This is a genomic window from Novosphingobium sp., from assembly GCF_037133355.1.
Classification (GTDB): Bacteria; Pseudomonadota; Alphaproteobacteria; order Sphingomonadales; family Sphingomonadaceae; genus Novosphingobium.
Genome location: NZ_JBAXOI010000006.1, coordinates 17,681 through 42,256 on the forward strand (window position 1 = coordinate 17,681; position 24,576 = coordinate 42,256).

Below are 24,576 nucleotides of genomic sequence, written 5' to 3' on the forward strand. Positions count from 1 at the left end.
CCCCCGTGGTTTATTCAATGGACGACTGGCGTCCCTAGTGATCGACTGTCAGTCGCTGCCTATGACACGAAGGCGCATTCCGCGAGTTTCGAGCAGGTAGGTCTCGACGCCGGCCAATAGGTGGAGGCCCTCTTCCCCGATGGCTTTGCGCGATAAGCCAGGTTGCACGATCCGAACGTCATATTCGAACCGATAATCCTGCCACCCTGCCTTCAGCTTCTTGATCACGGCCGCGGAGCCCGTTTCGATCCGCGAGCTGAGACCTCTGTCACGACGCTTCTGCTCACGCTTAAGCATATGCTGCAGCATTCGGTTGGGGCGGTCGCGCCAACGCGCCGATTTCTGGGCCTGTCCACAAACCTCGTACAGGTCGCTGAGCCGCGCGCCCGGCGTATCGGCCCCGGAATATTTGCAGTGGAACAGGGTGGCTGAAACGACGCTGTCGGTAATCCGCAGGGCGACGACGTCTGCGATCTCACCCTTGCCGTCATCATCGAAGATCACGTCAAAGGGATCGGGGTCCGTTATCAGGGCCTCGATCACCGTGCGCTGGACGGAGTCTGCGCGCTTGGCCGTGCCCTGCGATTCGACGCGGATATTGGCTTTCGACCAGTCCCAGGCTTCGATCTTGGCCACCGGGTAGGGCTCGACCGTCTCGCCTTCCGGCAGGCTGTAGAGGTGGCTGTAGATGAGCAGCGAGCCATCGCCGAAATCAATCTGAGGCGAGTCGTCGGCGAAGGATTCCGAAAGCGACTGGATCTTGCTGCCGATCTTGATCGTGGCCTTGGGACCACTGCGCTGCGGATAGCGGGCGCCGCCATCGCTGAACACGATCTCGAACTCGGCCGAATGATCGTCGCTACGGACCGCAAAACGCAGCGGTCCCGTGCGGGCATTGTCGAGCAGCTCTATATCGCATTCGGTGAACGAGACCGGTTGATCGCCGAACGAGATCTCGATGCGTTCTTCGATCTGCATGATCAACGATTCAGGCCAGTGGATCGCAACGGGTGGTACGGTCGGGCGCTCGTTGATTTGGCAAGGGCGCATCGCGCTCTTGAAGACCCCATCGGTCGTGATGCTCGGGTCGTTGACCGTGCGGCCGACATCCTGACACCAATCAACCCAATCGGTGAGGTCGCGAACCTTCGCGCTCGACCAGAACTTGCCTTTTGCGGAGCAGCCGCGCGAGGCGGGCATCCCGTCAAGAAAGCCCGTGGCGAAGATGTTGTTCTTGATCCTCGATTGGGACTTTGCACTGTCGAGACCGTCGGCGACGTCAACGCCCATGTACATGGAATAGCGAACCCCTCGGCCCTGGTGATGGGTAAGTCCGAGATTGCGCAGAATGAGTCGCTTGAACCCATGGAGGCTGCGAAACACTTCTTCGCCTTCGACGCGGCGGGCGGTCTCGCCGCACACCGCTTTGGCGAGACGATCAAAAGGCCCCTTTGCGGAACTGCTGATGTAGAGCAGTCCGCTAGCTTGATCCCAGTGCAGCATGTGCAGGTCCCAGGTCACGTTGACCGCTTGTTGCGCGGTGGTCCAACGGGCCTGTTCTTCGGCGCGCGTCACGAAGATCGCCACGCGTTTGTGAGCGTTGAGCTTCATGCCGAGATAGATCCCAGCGTCGTAGAGCTCTTCGGCCTGGAACGGGTCCCAAGCGTCGCACGCCGTGCGGTAGACCACGGCATTCATCTTTGGCTCAAGCGTCTGGAGCGGAATGTCGCTCAGATCGCCGGAGAATCCCTTGAACATCTCGGCGCGGCGTACCTGACGCTCGATCTTTGCCGAACTCAGGGCCTCCACCAGCGCGTTCCAGTCTGCGTCTTCTGCATAGAGCTTGGCGAGCGATCGATCCACGTCATCGACGCCGGTGTTGGCTATGACCGTTGCGTCTCCCAACCTGGGATCCTGGCGTGTAAAGCGGCCGACGAACTGGATCGTGACTGCGACGCTCTTGTGATGATCGTGCAGCGCCGCGATTTTCAACTCCGGTAGGTCGAAGCCCTCACCGAGCATGTCGACGCAGACGATGATCCGGCTGTCGAACCGTCGCAAAGCGGCAAGATTCTCGCGACGCTCCTTAAGCGACTGCTGGCTGTGAACGATGACGGGTCGGTAGTCCGGGTAGGCAAGCGTGTAGAGGCGATGGAGATGCTTGGCGCGCTCAATTGTGCTGCACCGGGCCATCGCCAGATGATTGAGGCCGGCATCCAGATCGGCGGCAAGCACGTCACCCAGCTTGTCGATGATCGCCTGGTCCGCGTCGAGCTGATCGAGTCCGAACACCGCCTCGAACCGGATCGGCTTGAAATACCCCTCCCGCTGCGCCTTCTTCAGCGGATAGGTATAGATGAACTCCCCGTCGACGCGGCGGCCATCTTCGCGGAACGGTGTGGCAGTGAACTGGACGACCGGAATGGGCGGCGTGCGTTCGGCGAACAGTCCGCGAAAGGATGCCCAGGTACGAGCCCCGATGTGGTGTGCCTCATCGATGAAGAGCGCCGAGGCTCGGGTCGCCATATGCTCCTGAACCGGCGGTTCGGCGCGGCCGGCAATATGCATGGTGGTGACGATGACATTGGCGCTGTCGAAGATCTGATCGACTTCGGCGATCGAGGTCGGGATGCGGGTGAGCCGGGTGACCACGGGAAATAGCGCAGAGACGTCGAGACACGACTGTGCCTTCAGGACGCCAAACGTCTCGAACTTCGCAGCGATCTGCTCGCGCAGCGCATCCGTCGGGACTACGACGAGCAAGCGATCAAACCGCTGACGCGCATTGAGCGCTAGCATCGTCTCGGTCTTGCCCGTGCCGGTCGGCATGACGATCGTGGCGGGGTCCGTCGAGCGCGTCGCATGAGCAAGCGCGGCGTGAAGGGCACCGATCTGCGGCCGCCGTAATCCCGGATAGAGCGGCTTGTCATCTGTGGCCGCACGACCTTCGCGCAGATGAAACGCATCCTCCCAGGATGCCGTAACCCCGGTCAGCCGCTGCAGCATAGCCTGGGCACCCAATGCTGCCGGATCGATCGGCTTTGGATGCAGCCAACGCCCTTCACCACGTTCGAGCGCCTCACGGATGGATTGGGCCGTTGTCGCGCCGGGGACAAGCAGGACGAGGTCGGCATCGAGCGAGGCTGCCGTTTTGGCGCTAATGATTTTGAGCGTCTCGCCGCTTTTCAGGTTCGTCTCAAAGCCGCTTACCCGCCGAACCGTGAAGGGCTTCAGGCGGCATGGGGTTAGAGCGGAGGGAACCGCCTGCTGACGCACAGCGCTCCCCAGGAGCCTGCCTTCCAGCGCCAGCAGCGCCGGGAACAGAAGCGTCACCTCCTCGCTGAACAAATCATCCTGTTCAGGTGCTTTGGCAGTCGCTCGCGTCAGCATGGCGCCCGTTCCCTTCTCTTCAGGCGGCCAAGGGCGCGGTTGTGGGCGTGACGGCGATGACTTGCCCTGTCGTGACGAGGACAATCAGGCCGCGGTCAGTCCCCGTCATGTCGAGATAGGCTCGCACCTGCGCGCGATAGTGATTGAGGGTTTCGGCTGTCGGCTGCACATCGCTTTTCCAGTCGATCACAACGGTTGGCCTACCCGCGTTGTCGAAGCTGGTGGCGTCAGCGATTCCCACAGTCGCCTGTTCGACGCCGTCAACGTCCACCGCTGCATAGACCGCCAGTTCGGGCGCCAACGTCGGACGCAACTCCGCGATCTCGGGGAGCGCCAATGTGCGGACCACGCAACCGGCAAGCTCGTCTGGAGAAAGGCCCTGAGAAGGGTCTGCCATGACGGGCCTGCCGATCTCCCCGATGAGCGCTCGTGCGCGCACGCTGAGGGCTCCCGCATCGTCCGGCGTCTCGCCGGTCACGACCTCTTCCAGCAGCTTGTGCAGGATCAGGCCCCTTTCGCGACCGCCCTGAACATTGGGGCGCACCGCCTCGTCATCGGGCTGACCAGCCTCCGACGCTGCCCAGATTTCTACCGCTTCCGGGGTCAAAACCGGTCCATCGGCGCTTTCGTCGCGGCTTGGCGCAAGCCAGATCAGGCGACGCTGGCGCGCTACGATCAATGCCGCTTCAGCGGCAAAGTCATCCCGGGTCTGATCGTTGGCCTCGCCGCCTGCCGCGAGGTCGAGCTCGGGCGGCAAATGCGACAGGTCGAGCGCCGGCAGTTCGGCAAGCGACAGATCCAGAAGCGAAATCCAGGCCGACTTCGATTGCGCCGCGTCGAGGCGCGGAAGCACCAGAAGCTCGCGGGCGCGCGTTGCTGCGACATACCACAATCGGATGCGCTCGCGGTCGAGTTCGGCCTTCTCGGCGTCCCGCGCAGCGTCATAGCCAACAGGCTTCACCCCAAACACCGGGCAATAGAAGGTGTCGCTGTCGCGGTCGGTCACGGCGCTTTCGGGCGCCATGATGCCAGTCATCGTGTTGATCGGGACGACGATCGGCCATTCAAGGCCCTTGGCCGCGTGCATCGTGTAGAGCGCCACGGCCTCTTCCTGAGCATCGGGCCGTCCCTCGACCGCCCGGGCCTCATCGGTCCACGCCGCTGTCATCGTCTCGGCGAAAGCGCGCAGACCGCGAACAGCAAAGGGCGTCGTCAGGCTGAGATAGAGATCGACGTTTGCAAGCGCGCGCTCTGCTTGGCCGCGATGGCGCTTCAGCAGGATGGGACGGACCCGCAGCGCGTCGATCGCTTGCGACAAAAGGTCGTGCGGTGTGGTGCTGTTGGTTTGACGATAGAGCGCCTGTAGCGTCTCGATGGTCGATCGGGCCAGCGGATGCGCGATATGCTCGAGCTCAACGCCGAGGTCGAGGCGGGGCAGCCGTTCGGGATTGTCTTCGGCACGAGGAAGCGCCCAGATGATGTCGAGCAGTTCTTCTTCGGTCAGACCGACGAGCGGGCCGCGCAGCAATGCCCCGAGGGCGAGAGTGTCACGGCGGTCGGCGAGAACACGCGTCAGCGCGATCAGATCCTGGATCTCTTGGCGGCGGAACAGGCCTTTGCCTGCCTGCGTGGCGACCGGGATGCCATGGCGTTCGAGCGCCTCCTCGTATCGCCAAAGATCACTGCCGGTGGGCGCAAGCAACGCGATGTCGCCTGGCCGGCAAGGTCGACTGGCGCCGGAGCGACGATCGAGGATCATCTCACTGCCAATCAGCCGGGCGCACATTTGGGCGATCGCGTCGGCTTCAGCGTCGCGCTGTTGCTCGGCTGAGGCCTTGCCGTTCTCATCGGCAACGGCGACGTCGAGAGCCGCAACGCAAAGGCCCTCACCGCGATAGCTGTGAAAGGGATCGAGCGCCGTGAAGCCCGGCTGGCCCTCGCTCGAAAGCAGCGCCTCGAAGCGGTCGTTCACATAGGTCAGGATCGGCGCGCAAGAACGGAAATTGGTGGAGATCGCCAGGACGCTGTCAGGGTCCTGCGCGAGATAGGCATCGCGCGCGCGGACATAGGCGCTGACATCGGCGCCGCGGAAGCGATAGATCGCCTGCTTGGGATCACCGACGAGAAAGAGCGCGCCGGGACGGATCGTGAAGGCGCTCCAGTCTGCGCTCGCGACCCCGGCCGGCGGCTCGCCGCAGAGGCGCCAGAAGATTTCCGTCTGAAGAGGGTCAGTATCCTGAAACTCGTCGACAAGGACGTGGGCAAAGCGGGCGGCGAGGGACCGTCGGACATCGTCGTGATCGCGCAAAAGATCGCGCGCCGCGAAGATCAGATCGTCGAAATCGAGCTGGGCGGCCGAACGCTTGTAGTCCCGGAAACGGGCCAGCACAGGCTGTACCTGAGCGATGAGGTCGCACAGGACGCGACTGGCGACGTTCTGGACCAGATCCTGCCAGGCTTGGCAGCACGCGGCGTAATGCGCATCCGCCGCGATGTTCAGCCGTTCGCCTTCGGTCTTGGCCAAGCCTTCGCGCTTGGCGGCTTCGACCCATTTGCCTTTCTTCTTGTAGGCAAGGAACGAGCCGGTTTTGGTGCAGAGGTCGGGATGCGGCTGTGTAACCAGCAATCGCACCAAGCCGACTGGCGTTTCGATGACCGGCCCGCTGTCGAGCCCTGCGGCCATTCCGGCGAAGCGCTCGGCGAGCATGGCGGTTTCTTCCTCCACCGCTGGTGCGGTGCGGATGAACTCCATCAAACCATCGACGGCGTGATGAAAAGCGGCCAGGTGCGGGGCCAGGCCGCTGACCGGCGGCGCGGAGACGGTCCTGCGTTTGCGCAGGTTGGCGACGATCTTGTGGATCAAGCCGACGGTTTCGCCGGGATTGTGCAGCACCATTTCCGCGATGATGCCGCCTTCACCGCCCGAGAGCTGTTCGCGCAGCCACGTCTCGACGATTTCGATGAAGGCGAGATCGGCTTGATTGCGGTCCATCACGCTCGCGCCGGGATCGATGTCCGCCTCGACCGGGTAGGGCTTGATCAGCCGCTGGCAGAAGCCATGGATTGTCGAGCAGGTGATTTCGTCGATGACCGATGCGGCGGCCGCAAGGTTCGCGCTGTGGTTGGGTGACAAGCCGTCGGGAAATGCGATGCGCAATTCAGTCGGAATTGTGCCGGCCGCGAGGTCGGCGACGAAGTCGCGAACGCGGATCAGCAGCTCGCTGGCTGCCAATTCCGTAAAGGTGACGGCTGCGATCGACTTGGGCGCGATGCCCTCGGCGAGCATGGCGGCGATGCGGCCGGCCATCACGGCTGTCTTGCCGGAGCCTGCGCCGGCTTCGACCAGGATCGAGCGATCATGGACGCCGATGGCGGTGCGGCGGGCGGCGTCATCGCGCAGTGTGTTGGTAGCAGCGGTCATCACTGTGCCTCCCAGACCAGCGCAGCATCGCCGAAAGCTTCGGTAGCGGCGGGCAGTTTTCGTTTGCAGTAGGTGGCGCCCGCATTGGCCGGCAGGGCGAACGCTAGATCGTCGTAGGCGCCGCCGGTGTCGGGACCGATGAGGGCCTGGCCGGATTGAAGGTTCGCCCGAGCGGCTTGCAAATAGCCGGTGATCTCGGTGAGCGTCGCTTCCGGGTCGCCGAGTTGGAAGTCGACCTGATCGCGCGGAAAGAGCAGCGATGCACTGATCGACACGTCGTCGCCAAGGAGCGCCTTGACGGCGAAGGCATAGAGGCAGCGTTGCAACTCGCGGCCACCATCGAGACTGATGTCGTCCTTGGGCGGCCGTCCGGTCTTATAATCGCGAACGAGCGCGCGCTTGCCGTCGCCGGCAATGTCCAGGCGATCAATATACCCGGCGATGCGAAAGCCGGTTGCGGGGATTTCGACGGGTGTCTGCGAATCCCACGGGCTGACAGTATCCGCCTTGGGCGTCGCGCCGCCGAAGGCGACTTCGCCAAAAGAGCGGGCGTCGGGCAGATGCTCGTCGCCGTACGTCAGGGCGCGCGTGGTAAGAATCCGGGCGTCGTCGAGCGTCCGTCGCCAGATGAGCGCCGGTGGGACCGCTCGTTCGCTTTCCCACACGACCGCGATCCTGGCAGCAGCATCCTGCACGGCGCCAGCGATCTGCGCTTCGTCAGCTGCGGCAAGGCCGCCGGCCTTTTCAAGCGTCGCAAGCGCCAGATCGAGTGTCATGTGAACCAGGTCGCCCATGGACAATGCATCAAGGACAAGCGGGTCCGCGCCGCTCTCTGGGGTGCGCAGGCGCATCCCGTAGCGCCATACAAAGCCGAGCGGGCTGCGGAGCAGCAGACGAAGCGAACTGGCCGATTGAGTCCGGCCTAGGATGGCCTGCAGGAGAGGATGGTCGGCGCGAACTAGTCCATCGTGCGGTGTGATCTCCTTGCGATGCCAGTTCCGCCAGGCCGTAGTGGCGCTGATGGCCTGGCTGTCCCGTGCAAACTCATCGGGTCGCGCCATCAACCGATCGGTCTCGCTGAATGCGTGAACCGGAATCGCATTGCGCCGGATGTAGATCTCGTCAGATACCGGACCGAGCAGCGCGCTGCGTCCCAGCAAGCGGCCTTCGCTGTCGCGACGAGCGCGCGACATGACGATTTGACCGCTCGTGGTGGCGAGGATGGTCTCAAAATCTCGCCGATCCGCCGCGCCAACCGGCAGCGGGTCCAGCTCTGCGGTAGGAATGATGTGGTCGGAAATCAGACGATCTTCGGAAATGCCGCGCGGCCAGCGCGATGAATTCATGCCGATGAGCCGAACGAAACGGCGCGGTGAAGCCGCCAAGGCGCTTGCGGGCATCCAGGCCACGGAAACGCAGGCCTCAAGCCCGTCATCTTGTTTCAGGCTGTCCAGGGTCGCATCGAGCGACCCCGATGGTCCAGCCAGCAGGGCCTTGCGCCAGATCGCCAGGGCGCGTCCGGACAGAAAGGCTGCGCCGATCTCGTCGGCTGTCGGATGTCCCTTCGCCAACAAATCAATGATGCCACGGAAGGTCGGCGTATGATCCGTCGCGTCGGGCCAGTCGTCGGCGGTCAGCCGGTCCAGCAAGCGGTGCCAAGATGCCGGCGAAGCCAGCGGCGCGTCGGTCGGCAGGACCCGCAGCCAGCCCTGCGGCAAGCCGGCAAACGGGCCGGTTTCCGAACCGCACAACGCTGCGAGCCGACGCATCCGGGTCTGCGAGAAGCCGCGAATGAGGAGATCCGCGAGCGCCGCAGCCGCCTGACCATCCCGGGTTGTCGTGACCTTGATGCCGTGGACGAAGTGAAGATCCAGGTTCGCATCGGCGCGCAGAGCGAGGAGGTGATCATCATAGTCACCGGTCGATGCGGCCGCGATCGCGATGTCGGCGGGCTCCGCTTCTCCTGAAGCCATCAGGCCCCGCGCCCATCGAATGGCCTCGATCGCCTCGTGATAGGCAGTCGCGGCGCTGACCGTGCTGATTGCCGGAGCGGTTGGGTCTGCCCGGTTGATCGTGACGTCGAACGCGTCCAGCCACGGCGGGGTCGGCCGAGGGCCGGCTGTCCAGCTCACCGAAGTATGTGCGGTGAGCTCCTGCAGGAGCGGACGCCAGCACGGCGAAAGCTCGGTGATACCGACGATCTCGAGCGGACCCAAAACCGCATGAGCATGAGCAACGCGCTCCAATGCGCGGGCCACGAGATCGGTAGGACGCATCATACCGGGCGGCAACTGGGCTAGAACCGCAGCTTCCAGGCGCGCGATCGAGTCGAGCCTAGGATGATCACCGGCGCGAGGGGCCAAGTCGATACCGGCCCGCCACGCCTTATGGAGGGTGTCGGCCACCGCATCGACCATGCCAGGAAGCAGCTTGATGCTTTCCAGCTCTCCGAGGGTCGTGTCCGGCAGCGCGGCCTGGATCGCGGTTCGCAAACACTCGTCATCGATCGGACGGGCGAAGCCGCCGGCCAGACGGACCGCGAGTTGTTCAAATGACATGATCTGCACGCCGTGTCGGCGCTGCCGCGCCGCGTCGAGGCGCAACTCGCGCATCGCCAAACGGCCATGGGCGACGATGGTCCGCCGGTTGGAAAGGGTGGTCATCGTCGTTCTCCCTGACTTACTTCTTTTTCGGGCGCTGCGTCAGCGCCGAAGCCGCCGCCGATTTTGCCGCTGCGCTCGACTTGGGGTCGCGCAGCACCTGCGATGCCGCAGTCGCGGCTTTCTTGCTCGTTACTTCATTCTTCGAGGGGGTCTTGGCCATGTGGTCCTCCTGTTGCCCGGCACGGTTTTGCTTGACGCGACTCCGTGATGGGAATAGAAACTACACACGTCGTGCAGATGTGTCCATATAGTTTTTATCTGCATCTGTTTGGAGGAAGATTCGGATGGCGGAAAGCCTGACGACATTGAAGTGGGGCGTTGAGCGTCGGCTCGAGTTCATCGAGTTCCGCCTGTTCTGGGAGGGCGGGGTCAATCGCTCGGACATCATCGAGATGTTCGATGTCTCGGTGCCACAAGCGTCGAAGGATCTGACGCTCTACCAGGAGCGAGCGCCCAACAACGCTCTCTACGACAAGAGCGCCAAGCGGTACGTCGCGAGCGAGCATTTCGAACCCCGTTTCCTCAAGCCCGATCCCGACGGCTATCTATCGCGCCTGCGGTCGGTTGCTGAAGGACTGATCGATCTATCGGAATCCTGGATCACCCAGGTTCCTGACACTGATATCGCCTTGACACCCCGGAGGGATATCGACGCGTCCGTACTGCGCACGGTCCTCAGCGCCGTGCGCGATCAACGGTCGGTGGACATTCACTATCAGTCGATGAGCAAGGATCGGCCCGATCCGATCTGGCGTCGGATCACGCCCCACGCCTTCGGCTATGACGGCTTCCGCTGGCACGTTCGCGGCTATTGTCACGTCACCGACAAGTTCAAGGATTTCCTGCTGCCGCGCGTTCTCGGGATCGGGAGCCTCGGCGAACCTGGCGCGCCAGCAGAGCATGATGCGCTTTGGCAAGAGCGGTTCGGGGTCGAGATTGGCCCTCACCCTGATCTGACCACAAGTCAGAAGGCCGTCGTCGCCAAAGACTATGGCATGGAGAAAGGCTCTGCGGTCCTCACCGTGCGCTACGCCATGCTGTTCTATGTTCTGAAGCGGCTCGGCCTCTTGGGCGACGCCGCCAAGCTCCCGGCCCGGAGTCAGCACATCGTCGTCGTCAATCAGGCCGAGACTAAGGCGGCTTTAGAACAAGCCGATTTTGCGGCGTGAGCATCAGGGCGGTTGGTGTCAGTAAGGGTAGATATGGCAAGGCTTGAAGAGATTCGGAATGGCGCGTCGGTGCGCGGCATCGCCTCACCCCAGGCTGCCCAGATCCTGTCTGTCGACTGGATCGGCGATCAGGCGATCAACGTGGTCTACCGCGATCTGAACGGTGCCGTTGCCGAAGCCGTGCTCTATCGCGACGACGAGTACCGGCTCGAAGTCGAGGTCAACGGGCGGCCTTGGTCTTTCGACGGCGATGGTGCGCTGCTTCGACTGGTGACCGAGGCCAACCGGATCAAGCTCGCCCATTTTTTTGACCCCTATCTGGCCATCCACACGAGTCTAGTCGATCCGCTGCCGCACCAGATCTCGGCCGTCTATGGCGAGATGCTGCCGCGCCAGCCACTACGCTTCCTGCTGGCCGACGATCCCGGGGCGGGCAAGACGATCATGGCCGGCCTGCTGATCAAGGAGTTGATCGCGCGCAGTGATCTCGAGCGCTGTCTTGTGGTGGCGCCGGGCAGCTTGGTGGAGCAATGGCAGGACGAGCTGGGTCAGAAGTTCAATCTCGAATTCGACATCCTGACCCGGGACATGATCGAGACGTCACGGTCAGGTAATCCGTTCGAGGACCGCAACCGGCTGATCGTTCGCCTCGATGTCCTAGCGCGGAACGAGGAGTTGCAGGAAAAGCTGGCGAGCGCCCGCGAGTGGGACCTTATCATCTGCGATGAAGCGCATCGCATGTCGGCGACCTATTTCGGCGGCGACGTTAAATACACCAAACGCTACCAGGTCGGTCAGAAGCTCGGCGAAGCGTGTCGCCACCTGCTGCTGATGTCGGCCACGCCGCACAACGGCAAGGAGGAGGATTTTCAGCTTTTCATGGCGCTCCTCGACGGGGACCGTTTTGAGGGACGCTTCCGCGACGGCGTTCACTACGCCGACACCGCCGACATGATGCGCCGCCTCACCAAGGAGGAATTGCTCCGCTTCGACGGTCGACCGCTGTTTCCGGAACGCCGGGCGTACACCGTCAAATATCAGCTCTCCGAGCTGGAGGCGGCGCTCTACACCGCCGTCACCGAGTATGTGCGAACCGAGATGAATCGGGTGCAGCGCTTCGCCGAAGGCGACGGAAAGAAGCGCAACAATGTCGGCTTCGCCCTGCAGATTCTCCAGCGGCGCCTCGCCTCATCGCCGGCGGCGATCTACCAGTCGCTCAAGCGCCGGCGCGAGCGGCTTGAAAACGAACTCGGGGAGGCGCGTCTTGCCGCCAAGGGCCGCCGTGCGGGCTTTGCCGCGCCGAACGTCAACGCCGACATCCTCAAGAATATCGAGGAATATGGCCAGGACGAGATCGACGACCTCGAAGACCTGATCGCGACCGGTGCGACGACCGCGGAGACGGTCGAGCAGCTCGCGCTCGAAGTTGAGACGCTCAAAGGCCTGGAGACCATGGCGCTAGGGGTCCTGCGTTCCGGCCTCGACGCCAAGTGGACGCAGCTCAATCGTATCCTCGACGATGACCTCATGGTCGATGCCGACGGCAATCGTCGCAAGCTGATCATCTTCACCGAGCCGAAGGACACGCTCCATTATCTGGTCGACAAGGTCCGCGCTCGGCTCGGCAATCCCGATGCGGTCGATGTGATCCATGGCGGCGTGTCGCGGGAAGAGCGGCGCAAGGTCATCGAGCGGTTCATGCAGGACCGCGACATGCTGGTGCTGATTGCCAACGACGCAGCCGGCGAAGGTGTGAACCTTCAGCGCGGCCACCTGATGGTCAACTACGACCTGCCCTGGAATCCCAACAAGATCGAACAGCGTTTTGGCCGTATCCACCGGATCGGCCAGACCGAAGTCTGCCATCTGTGGAACCTCGTCGCGGCCGATACCCGCGAAGGCGAGGTATACGCTCGGCTTCTCGAGAAGCTCGAGGCGGCGCGGGAAGCCTTGGGCGGCCGGGTCTATGATGTCCTGGGCGAACTTTTCGAGGGTGTCGCGCTCAAGGATCTCCTGTTTCAGGCCATCCAGTATGGCGAGCAGGAGGACGTCAAAGCCAGGCTATTCCGCCAGGTCGATGGCGCGGTCGATCAAGGGCACCTGCTTGAGTTGCTCCAGCGGCGTGCGCTGACGAACGACACCATGCCCGAGGCTAAGGTCGAGGAGCTGCGGTTGGAGATGGAGCGCGCCGAGGCTCAGCGGCTGCAACCGCACCATGTCCAAAGCTTCTTCGTTGAAGCTTTCCAGCATTTGGGCGGCAAGATGAAGCGCCGGGAAGAGGGGCGTTGGGAGATCACTCACGTCCCGGTTCGGATCCGCGAGCGGGATCGCCAGATCGGCACCGGCGCGCCGATCCAGAAGAAGTATGAGCGCATCTGTTTCGAAAAGGGCCGGATCAACCAGCAACCGGTCGCGACATTCGTGTGCCCGGGTCATCCGCTGCTCGAAGCGGTGATCAGCATCGTGCGCGAGCAATATGAGCAGATCATGCGTCAGGGCGCGATCTTGGTCGACGACCTCGATGCGGGGACTGACCTGTCTGCGGTCTTCCTTCTTGAGCACAGCATTCAGGATGGCCTGGCGACCAGCGCGGGCAAGCCGCATGTGGTGTCGCAGAAGCTTCAATTCGCCTCGATCAACAAGGCGGGGAAGGCCGTCAACGCCGGTATCGCGCCGCATCTCAACCTGCGCCCTGCTACGCCTGAGGAGATCGCCAGCGTGCACGACGACCTCCATGAGGACTGGCTGACGACTGAGCTGGAAAAGACGGCCGTGCGGTTCGCCACTGTCGAGCTGGCGCAGGCGCATGTGGCGGAGATCAAGGCGCGCCGCCTTCCCGAGATCGAGAAGGTCGAGCGCGAGGTGCGCGCCCGCCTCAGGAAGGAGATCAACTATTGGGACTCACGCGCGTTTGAACTGAAGGAAGAAGAGAAGGCGGGTAAGAAGACGCGCTTGAGCTGGCAAAACGCCCAGCGGCGCGCTGAAGACCTAGCTGAGCGCCAGAAGCGGCGCATGGATCAGCTCGAACAAGAGCGGTTCATTTCATCGCAGCCCCCGAGGGTTCGGGGCGGGATGGTTGTCGTCCCGCGCGGCCTTCTCGACGCGCGGGGCATTCCGGGCACCGCTCCTGCCGAGGGAGCGCCACCCCCGTTCTCGGCCGACGCTGACGCGCGCCGCGTTATCGAGCTGGCTGCGATGGACGCGGTGATCGCGACGGAGCGGGCGCTCGGCAATGTGCCCAGCGACGTGTCGGCGCAGAAAATCGGGTACGATATCGCGTCCTATGACCCACGCACCAAGCACTTGCGGTTTATCGAGGTAAAGGGGCGGGTTCACGGCGCGGACACCGTGATGATCACCCGCCAGGAGGTGATCACTTCGCTCCATGAACCGGACAAGTACATCCTCGCCATCGTGCAGGTTGAAGACGGGACTGCGCGCGACCCGCGTTATGTCCATGGGGCGCTTTCAGATCACGAGCCGTCCTTCGAGCATACCGCCATCCAGTTCCATCTGGTGCGTTTGCTGGAGCGGGCGGAGGCGCCCCTATGATCTCGGAACGCGAGCGCGCGGCCAGGTCCGCCTCACCACCGGGCTATTTTCAGCCGATCAAGGACCGCGCGGCCAAACGATGGGACCAGCTCGAAGCGGATCCCGAACTGGCTGGCCCATGGCATCAGCTTTTCAAACAGGTGCAGAGCCCGCGTCATATCCTCTCGGAGCTGCTGCAGAACGCGGACGATGCCGGCGCCAGTGAGGCGCGGGTCTCGATCGAGAATGATCGCTTCATTTTTCAGCACAATGGCGAGGATTTCATCGAGACCCACTTCGCCTCGATTTGCCGCTTTGGCTATTCCAACAAGCGAGCGCTGCACACGATCGGTTTTCGCGGAATAGGCTTCAAAAGCACCTTCAGTCTCGGCGACAGGGTCGAGCTTTACACCCCGACGCTGGCCGTCGCGTTCGAGCGCGGCCGGTTCACCGAGCCACATTGGGTAGATGAGCACGAACTGTCCTTGGGTGGAACGCGCGTCGAGGTAGCGATCGCCAACGCCTTCTTGCGGCGTGATGTCGAGAAGAACCTGGAGGAATGGCTGAAAAGCCCGGTGTCGCTGCTGTTCTTCAAGAATATTCGCCGGCTCCAGATTGGTGACAAGGCCGTGCAGTGGGATAGCTTTGGGCAAGGCCCTATCCCCAGTAGCGAATGGATGGCGCTCGATGCGAAGGCTGACGAGCCATTCTTGCTCGTTCGCTCGGATGAAGAGGCCTTCCCGGCCGAGGCGCTCGAGGAAATCCGCCAGGAGCGAATGCTGGGGGCCGAGGATGGCGGGGATTTCCCCCCGTGCCGGATCGAAATCGTCCTCGGCGCCAAGGGCAGGCTGTATGTCGTGTTGCCAACCGGCGTGGAGACGACGCTCCCATTCGCCTGCAACGCGCCGTTTATCCAGGATCCGGCGCGCCTGAAGATCAAGGATCCAGAAACCTCGCCGACCAACCGTTGGCTGCTCAAGCGCGCTGGTGAACTGGCCGGCCGGGCGATGATGCAGTGGCTTGAGCAGACCACCACCAGCCCGCTAGATCGCGCGACAGCCTATGGGCTGATGCCGGACGTGGATCGCGAAGCGGCCACCCTCGAAGGCTCATGTGGAGCGATTGTCGAACTGGCTTTTGACGAAGTCGTGGCGGAGCAAGCGATCCTGTTGACGGAAGACGGCCAACTCTTGCCTGCCAAGAGCGCGATCGTCATGCCCTTGCCGATCTTTGAGATATGGCCAGCCGACCAAGCGATGGCATTGCTCGACAAGAAGTCGAGGCCAGCGCTTTGCCGTTACGTCTCAGCCAAGGATCGCACAAAGCTTGTAAACTGGGGCTTGGTCGAGGCTTTCGCGAAAGCTGACCTGCTCGACCGCCTGCGGACAAACCATCTGCCCCGCCCGGCGACCTGGCGTAGTTTACTGAACCTGTGGTCCTACATCGCTCCTGACGTCACCGGTTATCAGTGCCGGGATGCCGATCGCCTCAGGATCGTTCCCGTCCAGGGTAAGGAGGTCCTCTATTCGGCATCCGAGGTTGTCCGGCTTGGTGAGAAGAAGCTTCTTCAGTCTGACGACGACTGGGAGTTCCTCGCCGCTCATTTGATTGTCCTGAACCAGAATTGGACGCGTTTTCTCGCCGATCAGCGCCGTGACAAGGGCGATGGCGCAGGCACTAGCTCCGATGTCGTGGAAACGGCGTTTGCCGTTCTCGCGAAGATCGGCCTTTCCGACACCAGCGATGTTAACGCTGTCGTCGAAAGAGTAGCCGCCGACTACTTCAATACCTGTCAGCCCAAGATGACCGAGTGCGTACAGATCGCCCAGATTGCGGCCAAGCTGGGTGCGACGGCGGGGGCATCCTTTCGATACGCCTGCGCAGATCGGAAGCTTCGTCCTATAGCCAAGACGGTCCTCATCGATGTTGATGGCACGCTCGAAGATCTGCTTCCGGAAGCTGTCCAGGAAACCCAGCTTCTGCACCCCGACTACATGTCGAGCTTCACCTCCTGCACGCGGGAAGACTGGCAGCGTTGGGTCGGTTCAGGTCGCTCTGGCCTCCAGACCTTCGCACCCTTTGTGGCCAGGCGGGGATCGATTTACTCGCGCTCGCGGCTTCTGGCGGACGCGCAGGCCAGGGGCCTGAAGAGTGCGCTGTATTATCCCTACGTCACGGACAATTTTGTCATCGAAGATTGGGATTTCGAGGCGTCGTACTGGAAGCATTGGGAGGCTTCGGCCACCACGGATCCGGGCGTCTGGGCCAAGGTTGCCGCCCGCATCCTAGGCCAACGAGAAGGATATTGGTCACGGTGCTCCAGCGCCCGTATTCTGCAGGTGGCCACCACTGGCAGCACGCGATCGCTGACATCCGACCCACTGCTGTCCGAATGGCTGCTCAAACTTCGTGACAAGCCGTGCCTCCCAGATACTCGCAATGTTGTCCAGGTTCCGTCCGAGCTGCTGCGCCGCACGTCCGAGACAGAGTCGCTCATCGACGTCGAGCCGTTCGTTCATGGTCTGCTCGATCGGGAATCAACACGCCCCCTCTTGGATTTGCTTGGTGTTCGGCGATCGCCGACCGGGCCTGCCAGGCTACTCGACCGGCTGCGCGCGCTTGCCAAATCCACCAAGCCGCCGGTTCAGGAGGTCGAGAAATGGTATCGGCGATTGGACCAGATGCTGGACACCTGCTCGACCGCTGACGCCCAGAATATCAGGGAGGTATTCAAGGCCGAGAAGCTGATCCTGTCGCAAGATGGAGCTTGGGTGATTACACCTTCGGTGTTCCTCACCGGTGATGAAGAGGATGTCCCTGGTGCAGCATTGATCCGTGGGTCGGTCGCCGATCTCACGCTCTGGCATCGGATCGGCGTAGCAGATCGGCCGTCCGTGGATCTCGCGATGCAGTGGCTCGCGACTCTGCCCTCGAGCGTCGTGCTGTCAGCGGATGACGGCCGTCGGGTGAGGACGCTTCTTGTTCGATACCCGATCCGCATCTGGGAGGAGTGCGGGCACTGGGTGAACTTGATGGGGGAGTGGGCCCCGGTTGAAACGCTGACCTACGCACTCAGTATGCAGACGCTGATACGGTGGAGCCATCTCCACGACTGGGTCAAACGAAAGACTGCGGACCTCCAGCGGCTACCGGCCGAACTCGTTCAGGCGCCGCCGTTTTCAGGATTGCCCGCGCTTTCGGTCGTTTGCGAAGAGCGCTTCAACCAATCTCCGCTTTTTCCGGGACTCGAGGATCGACGGCCTTGGATGACAGCCTTCGGGACTCAACTCGGCAGGGTCGAGCTGGCTACCCACGAAGAGACCGAACGTGTGCGGGCTCTGGCAGAGGTGATTGCAGACACCATCTGGGTGACAGCGCCAAAGCTTGAGGTCGTTCCTTATCTGGAGGGAGTGCCTGCAGGGACGGCGCGCCTGACGGATCTGCTGTGGCTTGATCGCAAACTGTTTGTCAGCCCGCTGTCTAAGGCTAAGCTCGCCAAGCGCGTACCCGAGGAAATCGGCAAGTCCCTCAACCCGGATATCCGAGCGGCTCTGGCCTATGCTTTCGAGCGGTCGCCGGACGACATCAAGGCGTACCTCGAGGAGAACTTTACGTTGGCCCCGGAAGCGATGGTCGTCACCAACCAGGACGGTCCAGCGGTCCAGGACAATGCTGATCCTATCTCGCCGTCGATGCTCAAGGCCGATGACGCGTCTGGCGAGAGCGTCGTCAGTGAGAGCGATGCCGTCGGGGGCGAAGATGGAGACGACATGCCAGCGTCTCGGCCCTCGGACGACGACGAAGCGGACAATGACGATATGCGAGATCCTGAAGATGAGCCGGATGTCGTCAGTCGTCCACGCCCAGCGCCAAAGCCGCCCCGACCGAATATCATGGCGCGCTTTGCGCTGGCCCAAGGCTATAGAGCAGACGGCGACGACCGATTCTTCCATGCTGATGGGAGCTGGATCAGCCGCGCCAACGCCACCAAATTTCCTTGGGAACGCCGGTCATCGAGCGGCGATCTCCAATGCCATTACTATGCGAAGGAACACTGCTTGGAGCGCGAACCGCTTCAGATTGAAGCCGACATCTGGGGCCTGGTTGATCAGAAACCCGAAATCTATTCGTTCATTTTGCTCAACCCGGAGGGTGCGCCTGTCGAGATGACGGGAAGCCGTCTGCGCGCGCTGCGCGACGGGGGCGAAATGACCATCCACCCCGCAACCTACAGGCTGGTTTATGACCTCGACCAATAACTACAAAAAGAAGCTCATCGAGGTCGCGATCCCGCTTGAGGCAATCAACGCCGCATCGGCCCGAGAAAAATCGATCCGACATGGTCATCCCTCAACGCTGCACCTTTGGTGGGCGAGGCGACCGCTCGCGGCTTGTCGTGCAGTGCTCTTCGCTCAGCTTGTCGATGACCCTTCAAGCCTGCCGGATCAGTTTACGACAGAAGTTGCGGTAGATACCGAGCGTCAACGTCTCTTCAAAATCATGGAGGATTTAGTCCTTTGGGAAAACTCAACGAACGAAGAGGTTCTTGAGCGAGCCCGAGCTGAAATCAGGAAGAGTTGTGGTGGAAAGCTACCCCCGGTGTACGATCCGTTTTCTGGCGGTGGATCGATACCTCTTGAAGCCCAGCGACTTGGGCTGGCTGCGTACGGGTCTGACCTCAACCCCGTCGCTGTAACGATCGGCAAGGCGATGATTGAGATTCCGGCACGCTTCGCTGGTAAAGAGCCTGCGCACCCGTCTGCGCGGGACCGCAACCACCATCGAAACGCCGAGGCCCTGGCGGAGGACGTCAGATATTACGGTATGCGGTTGCGTGATGAGGCTTGGAAGAAGGTCGGCCATCTATATCCAAAGGCCCAGCTCTCGCCTGCGCAAGGCGGCGGGAGCGCATCGGTGGTCGCGTGGATATGGGCCAGGACGGTCGCGAGTCCGGACCCTGCCTTTCGCGGCGCGCATGTGCCACTCGTCAGTTCTTTCATTTTAGGATCAAAGAAGGGGCGCGAGACTATTGTCTCGCCTATCGTTGATCGATCTTCCGGAACCTATGCCTTCAAAGTAAAGAATACCGATATTTCGAAGGAAGAGTTAACTGCCTCGTCTATTGGCACTAAAGCTGGAAAGGCACAGGACTTCATCTGTCTGTTATCAAAGACGCCGGTTACGCGCGAATATGTCCGAGATGAGGGGAAGGCCGGACGCTTAGGGGCTCGGCTTATGGCGGTTGTTTGCGAAGGAAAAAACGGCAGGATCTACTGCAATCCCACCGACGAAATGCAGGCATTGGCTGAGAGCGCCGGACAGCAGGAAGAGGTAGCCCTCGCCAGAGAAACATTCCTTTCAGGCAGTACGCCCACAAGGGCGATGATCACTGGTGGTGTTTGCTCGGCTTACGGACTTTCTACTTGGGGGCACCTCTTTTCAGATCGCCAGATTTTGACATTGGGCACATTTGGCCACCTGCTGGAGGCGCTGCGCGACGAAATACGCCATGATGCGATCCAAGCAGGTTATAGCGACGATGTTACGCCATTGCGAGATGGTGGTAGTGGTGCCTTTGCTTACGCGGAAGCGATCAGCGTCTATTTGGCGTTCGCAATCAATCGCTCAGCCGATCGCGGATCCACGCTTTGTACATGGGATTCATCTGCCAAGATGGAAGCTCTTAGGAACACCTTTGGTCGTCAAGCCATTCCGATGACGTGGGATTTTGCAGAGGGAAATCCATTCTCGACTGCAAGCGGAAATTTTATCAGCAATGTTGAATGGGTTACGAAGGTCATTGAAAAATTCGTACCCGCTGCTGCAGGTGTCGAGCGGCAAATGGATGCGCAGACGGTCGAGTATCCGGACAATGTGATCATATCTACTGATCCGCCATATTACGACAATATCGGATACGCAGATTTGTCAGACTTTTTCTTTGCATGGATGAAGCGGTCTATACGAAGCGTCTTTCCGGACAGCTTCAGCGTAATGGCTACGCCCAAGGCCGAAGAGCTGGTTGCAACACAGTACAGGCATGGCAGCCGGGAGGCGGCCGATCGATTCTTTTTGGAAGGAATGCGCGAGGCGATCGCGAATATGGCGAGGCAATCTTCGTCGGATTTTCCTGCAACGATCTATTACGCTTTTAAGCAAAGTGAAGTCGCTCAGGAAGGGATTAGTTCGACTGGGTGGGCGACATTTCTGCAGGCTGTCGTAGAAGCTGGTTACGCTGTAGTTGGGACGTGGCCTTTGCGAACCGAAATGGCCAATAGGATGATTGCATCCGGGACCAATGCCTTGGCCAACTCCGTTGTTTTGGTTTGCCGCAAGAAAGATGAAGTGGCCGAAACGATAAGCCGCGCGGAATTCATTCGCGCTTTGAAGAGGGAGCTGCCTTCCGCCATCGGTGAGCTTCAGGCGGCAAACATCGCGCCGGCGGATATGCCGCAATCTGCCATCGGCCCAGGGATGGGTGTGTTCTCGCGTTATCGAGCTGTGCTTGAATCAGACGATAGCCCCATGAGCGTCAAGGCGGCACTCCAGCTTATCAACCGAGAGCTTGATGAGTATCTCGGTGGCATTCAGGGCGAATTCGACGCCGATACGCGGTTTGCAATCACCTGGTTCGAGCAGCACGGGACGAAGACGGGTGAGTACGGCTCGGCTAACAGCATCGCCCAAGCGCGCGGTATATCCGTCGAAAGTGTCAAGCACGCGGGGATCGTCGAGAGCTCTGCGGGTAAGGTCCGCATCCTTGGGCGCGACGAACTGGATGCCGACTGGGATCCAGCTAGCGATGGCCATTTGACCGTCTGGGAGTGCTGTCAGCATCTGATCCGGGCGCTGGAAACTGATGGCGAGCACAGCGCCGCGATGCTGCTTAAGAAGATTGGCTCCGAGAAAGCCGATGCGGTGAAGGATCTCGCCTACTGCCTTTACGGCATCTGCGAGAAGCGGTCGGATGCCAAGGACGCAACAGCTTACAACGCGTTGATCGCCGTCTGGACCGAGCTTACTCGGCAGGCTGCGGCGATCCACGACACGGGTGGTGATCGCCAGACCCGGTTGGATCTCTGAGGGGTACGAGTAGATGGCCAAAAGTACGCGCCAGCAAGTGTTTGAGGGTATGGAGCTGCTGCCCGAGGCGCTGATCCCTTTTGTCGAAAAGCGGTTGGAAAGCTCGCTTAAGGGTCATTGGCAGGTCCAGGTGCTGGAGAAGCTGCCCGGCCTGCGACCCAACGGTAAAGGCGAAGTAGGCTGGGATCAGGCCGCCCTCTTCAACGCCATGGATCGTTTCTGGACGGATGCGTTCAAGGCCGTGCTGGGTCGCGCCGAGCGATCTTTGGTCAATGAGCTGGTCGACGTCCGCAACAAGCTCTCGCACAACGAGACCTTCACATACGATGATGCCGAGCGCGCGCTGGACTCCATGCGACGCCTAATGGAGGCGATCAGCGCTGGCGAGACGGCCGAGCAGCTTTCCAAGATGCGCGATACGATCCTGCGCACGAAATTCACCGAGCTTCAGCGCAATGAGGAGCGTCGCAAGACCCAGCGCCTGGACATCTCTGTGGAAACCGTCGCTGGGCTCTACCCATGGCGTGAGGTGGTCGAGCCCCACCAGGACGTTGCCACCGGCGAGTTCCAGCAGGCCGAGTTCGCAGCCGACCTCGGCAAGGTTCATACGGGTAGCGCTCCGGCGGAATACCGTGATCCGCAGCAATTCTTCAGCCGGACCTATCTGACCGAGGGGCTGAGTACGCTGCTCGTGGGCGCCGCCAAGCGGCTCTCGGGCGGCGGCGGAGATCCGGTGGTCGAACTGCAAACCAACTTTGGCGGCGGCAAAACCCACTCGATGCTGGCGCTCTATCATATGGCCGGCGGGACTCCGGCGCAGGATCTTTCGGGCCTTGATCAGCTACTCGAAGAGCATGGTCTGACGGTTCCGGCCAAGATCAATCGCGCCGTTCTGGTCGGAACGTCGCGCGGCCCGCAGGACGTTCTCAACGCCACTGGCGGCCGGAAAATCCGCACGACTTGGGGGGAGCTGGCATGGCAGCTCGGCGGCGAAGAAGCCTTCGACATGATCGCGGAAAATGACGCGAAGGGCATCGCACCTGGGTCGAACCTCCTCGAGGAAATTTTCAACAAATACTCGCCGTGCCTGATCTTGATCGACGAATGGGTCGCCTATCTGCGCCAAATCTACCGGGTCGAAGGTCTGCCGTCGGGCTCGTTTGATGCCAACCTATCGTTCGTCCAGTCGCTGACCGAAGCAGTGAAGGCGAGCCCGGGCACATTACTAGTGGCGTCGCTGCCCGCGTCGCAGATCGAAGTTGGCGGGGAAGGCGGCCAGGAAGCTCTGGCTCGGCTGAAGCAGACCTTCAGTCGCGTGGAGTCGTCATGGCGTCCGGCTTCGCAGGAGGAGAGCTACGAGATCGTTCGCCGTCGGCTATTCAAGCAGATTCCCGGCGATAAATTCCATCACCGCGACAACACGCTCAAGCAGTTCGCCAAGCTTTATCGCGAGAACTCGAATGACTTCCCGCAAGGCTGCGCCGACGAAGATTATCGTCGAAAGCTGGAGAAGGCCTATCCCATCCATCCGGAGCTGTTCGATCAGCTTTACACGAGCTGGGGCTCGCTGGAAAAATTCCAACGCACCCGAGGCGTTCTTCGTCTTATGGCGCAGGTCATCCACGAATTGTGGATGAACGGTGACCCTTCCGTGATGATCATGCCGGGCAGCGTCTCAGTCAGTTCACCGAGGGTGGAACCCGAGCTCTTGCACTACCTCGATGTTAGTTGGCAGTCGATCATCGCGGCTGACGTCGATGGCACGGCCGCTACGCCATACAAAGTTGATCAGTCCGCGCCGAATCTCAATCGCTACTCAGCGACGCGGCGCGTGGCGCGGGCAATCTTCATGGGCACGGCACCGACGCATCAACAGCAGAATACGGGCCTCGACGACAAGCAGATCAATCTTGGCGTCGTCCAGCCCGGAGAGCGGCCGGCCATTTTTGGTGATGCGTTGCGGCGGCTGACGAACCAAGCAAAATTCATGCACGCCGATCTTGGTCGGTACTGGTACTCGATGTCGGCCAGCCTAAACCGCATCGCGGCGGATCGCGGCGCACAGCTCGAGAGCGCGCTGGTATTGATGACCATCGACAATGAGTTGACCAAATACATCAATGGGATCGCTGACCGGGGCCATTTCGACGCCGTGCAGGTGGCGCCTTCGACGTCGGCGGAGGTGCCCGATGAAGCGGGCGGCGTCCGGGCTGTCGTGCTGGGTGTCGCCTATCCCCATACCGGACGCGACGGATCCGAGGCGCTGACCGAGGCCAAGGAAATATTGATCCAGCGCGGCAGCACGCCGCGCGTTTATCGTAATATGCTGGTTTTCATCGCGGCCGAGGCTCGTCAACTTGACAATCTCAAGGACGCCGTCCGCTCGGCCTTGGCCTGGGGCGAGATCGTCCGCGATACGGATCGGCTCAACCTGACCCAGAGCGACAGCGCGCTGGCCAAAGCAAAGCTCACCGAGGCCAACGAAACCGTCAAGACACGCCTGAAAGAAGCGTGGTGCTATCTTCACTATCCGGTGCAGGAGAGCGCACAGGCCGAAGTCGACTGGGTTTCGGGCAAAGTGGCGGCGCAGGACGGTCTGTTGGCGCGGGCGAGCAAGAAGCTGGTAGCGGAGGAGGGGCTGCTCCCCGAGCTTGGTCCCACACGCCTTGACCGGGATCTCCAGAGATATATCTGGAACGGCAAGCCTCATCTCTCGCTCAAGGATCTGTGGGAATATCTTAACCGCTACACGTACCTTCCCCGGCTTAAAAACCAGGCTGTGCTGGTGAAGACGGTGCAGGCCGCCATTACGGGAATGTTGCCTGGGCCGTTTGGCTATGCGGAGCGATGGGACGACAAGACCGACACCTATCTGGGGCTGGCGATCGAGCGCGCCACCAACGCCGCCGTCGTGATCGATAGTGACAGTGTCATCATCAAGCCTGACGTGGCTGAAGCGCATCGTCCGGCACCGGTTCAGCCCGTTTCGCCGCCCTTTGCAGGCGCTCCCGCTACTCCAGAAGTTGGTCCACCGATCGACGGTCCCGCCTATGGAACGCCAGATACCCCTGCGCCCGAGCGCAAGCCAACCCGGTTTCAGGGTACTGTCATGATCTCGGCCGATCGACCTGCGCGCGAAATCCACCAGATCGTCGAAGCGATCGTGGAGCAACTCACGACGATCCCAGGCAGCGAAGTGACACTCAAGTTAGAGATCGATGCAGAGGTGCCCTCCGGACTTGATCGAGCGAAAGTCCGCACGTTAATCGAGAATGCTAACACTCTGGGGTTCATAGAAAAATCTGTCGATTGAGCTACG

9 protein-coding genes are annotated in these 24,576 nt (G+C 61.5%); 5 read left to right on the forward strand and 4 right to left on the reverse strand.

The annotated features are described in order from the left end of the window. Positions 1 to 48: 48 nt before the first annotated feature. The 4 genes from WCL10_RS07860 to WCL10_RS07875 are packed head-to-tail and all read right to left on the reverse strand — an operon-like array spanning position 49 to position 9,634. Positions 49 to 3,390 (reverse strand): DEAD/DEAH box helicase family protein, encoded by a 3,342-nt coding sequence (locus WCL10_RS07860; protein WP_336895098.1) that lies wholly within the window; start codon positions 3,388 to 3,390, stop codon positions 49 to 51. 19 nt (positions 3,391 to 3,409) lie between these two features. Further along, positions 3,410 to 6,811, reverse strand: a complete 3,402-nt coding sequence (locus WCL10_RS07865) for a UvrD-helicase domain-containing protein (RefSeq protein WP_336895099.1) — start codon at positions 6,809 to 6,811, stop codon at positions 3,410 to 3,412. Further along, positions 6,811 to 9,474, reverse strand: a complete 2,664-nt coding sequence (locus WCL10_RS07870; RefSeq protein ID WP_336895100.1) for a PD-(D/E)XK nuclease family protein — start codon at positions 9,472 to 9,474, stop codon at positions 6,811 to 6,813. Before WCL10_RS07870 ends, WCL10_RS07865 begins: the two co-directional genes overlap by 1 nt. 16 nt (positions 9,475 to 9,490) lie before the next feature. Continuing rightward, the gene (locus WCL10_RS07875) at positions 9,491 to 9,634 is read right to left on the reverse strand and encodes a hypothetical protein (protein WP_336895101.1); all 144 of its coding nucleotides are present in this window, start codon (positions 9,632 to 9,634) and stop codon (positions 9,491 to 9,493) included. A gap of 124 nt (positions 9,635 to 9,758) precedes the next feature. Here WCL10_RS07875 and WCL10_RS07880 point away from each other — a divergent pair, with 124 nt between their 5' ends. From WCL10_RS07880 to WCL10_RS07900, 5 genes are read left to right on the forward strand one after another with little or no spacing between them, the layout of a single operon-like run. Further along, complete coding sequence (locus WCL10_RS07880) at positions 9,759 to 10,643, forward strand: WYL domain-containing protein (protein WP_336895102.1); 885 nt, start codon at positions 9,759 to 9,761, stop codon at positions 10,641 to 10,643. Positions 10,644 to 10,676: 33 nt separating this feature from the next. Then, a complete protein-coding gene (locus WCL10_RS07885) occupies positions 10,677 to 14,195 on the forward strand; it encodes a DUF3883 domain-containing protein (RefSeq protein WP_336895103.1) in 3,519 nt (1,172 codons plus the stop codon). After that, positions 14,192 to 18,433 carry an ATPase gene (locus tag WCL10_RS07890; protein ID WP_336895104.1) on the forward strand — a complete coding sequence of 1,414 codons (4,242 nt, stop codon included), beginning with the start codon at positions 14,192 to 14,194 and terminating at the stop codon, positions 18,431 to 18,433. The genes WCL10_RS07885 and WCL10_RS07890 overlap by 4 nt, the downstream gene beginning before the upstream one ends. Beyond that, on the forward strand, positions 18,417 to 21,257 hold the full coding sequence (locus WCL10_RS07895; RefSeq protein WP_336895105.1) for a DUF1156 domain-containing protein: 2,841 nt from the start codon (positions 18,417 to 18,419) through the stop codon (positions 21,255 to 21,257). The genes WCL10_RS07890 and WCL10_RS07895 overlap by 17 nt, the downstream gene beginning before the upstream one ends. Before the next feature lie 13 nt (positions 21,258 to 21,270). Next, complete coding sequence (locus WCL10_RS07900; protein WP_336895106.1) at positions 21,271 to 24,570, forward strand: DUF499 domain-containing protein; 3,300 nt, start codon at positions 21,271 to 21,273, stop codon at positions 24,568 to 24,570. The last annotated feature ends 6 nt before the right edge of the window (positions 24,571 to 24,576 follow it).

Excerpts from the sequence above, each read along its gene's own strand:
- WCL10_RS07860 (WP_336895098.1), bottom strand. The coding sequence starts at position 3,390 with ATGCTGACGCGAGCGACTGCCAAAGCACCTGAACAGGATGATTTGTTC.
- WCL10_RS07865 (WP_336895099.1), bottom strand. The coding sequence starts at position 6,811 with ATGACCGCTGCTACCAACACACTGCGCGATGACGCCGCCCGCCGCACC.
- WCL10_RS07870 (WP_336895100.1), bottom strand. The coding sequence starts at position 9,474 with ATGACCACCCTTTCCAACCGGCGGACCATCGTCGCCCATGGCCGTTTG.
- WCL10_RS07875 (WP_336895101.1), bottom strand. The coding sequence starts at position 9,634 with ATGGCCAAGACCCCCTCGAAGAATGAAGTAACGAGCAAGAAAGCCGCG.
- WCL10_RS07880 (WP_336895102.1), top strand. The coding sequence starts at position 9,759 with ATGGCGGAAAGCCTGACGACATTGAAGTGGGGCGTTGAGCGTCGGCTC.
- WCL10_RS07885 (WP_336895103.1), top strand. The coding sequence starts at position 10,677 with ATGGCAAGGCTTGAAGAGATTCGGAATGGCGCGTCGGTGCGCGGCATC.
- WCL10_RS07890 (WP_336895104.1), top strand. The coding sequence starts at position 14,192 with ATGATCTCGGAACGCGAGCGCGCGGCCAGGTCCGCCTCACCACCGGGC.
- WCL10_RS07895 (WP_336895105.1), top strand. The coding sequence starts at position 18,417 with ATGACCTCGACCAATAACTACAAAAAGAAGCTCATCGAGGTCGCGATC.
- WCL10_RS07900 (WP_336895106.1), top strand. The coding sequence starts at position 21,271 with ATGGCCAAAAGTACGCGCCAGCAAGTGTTTGAGGGTATGGAGCTGCTG.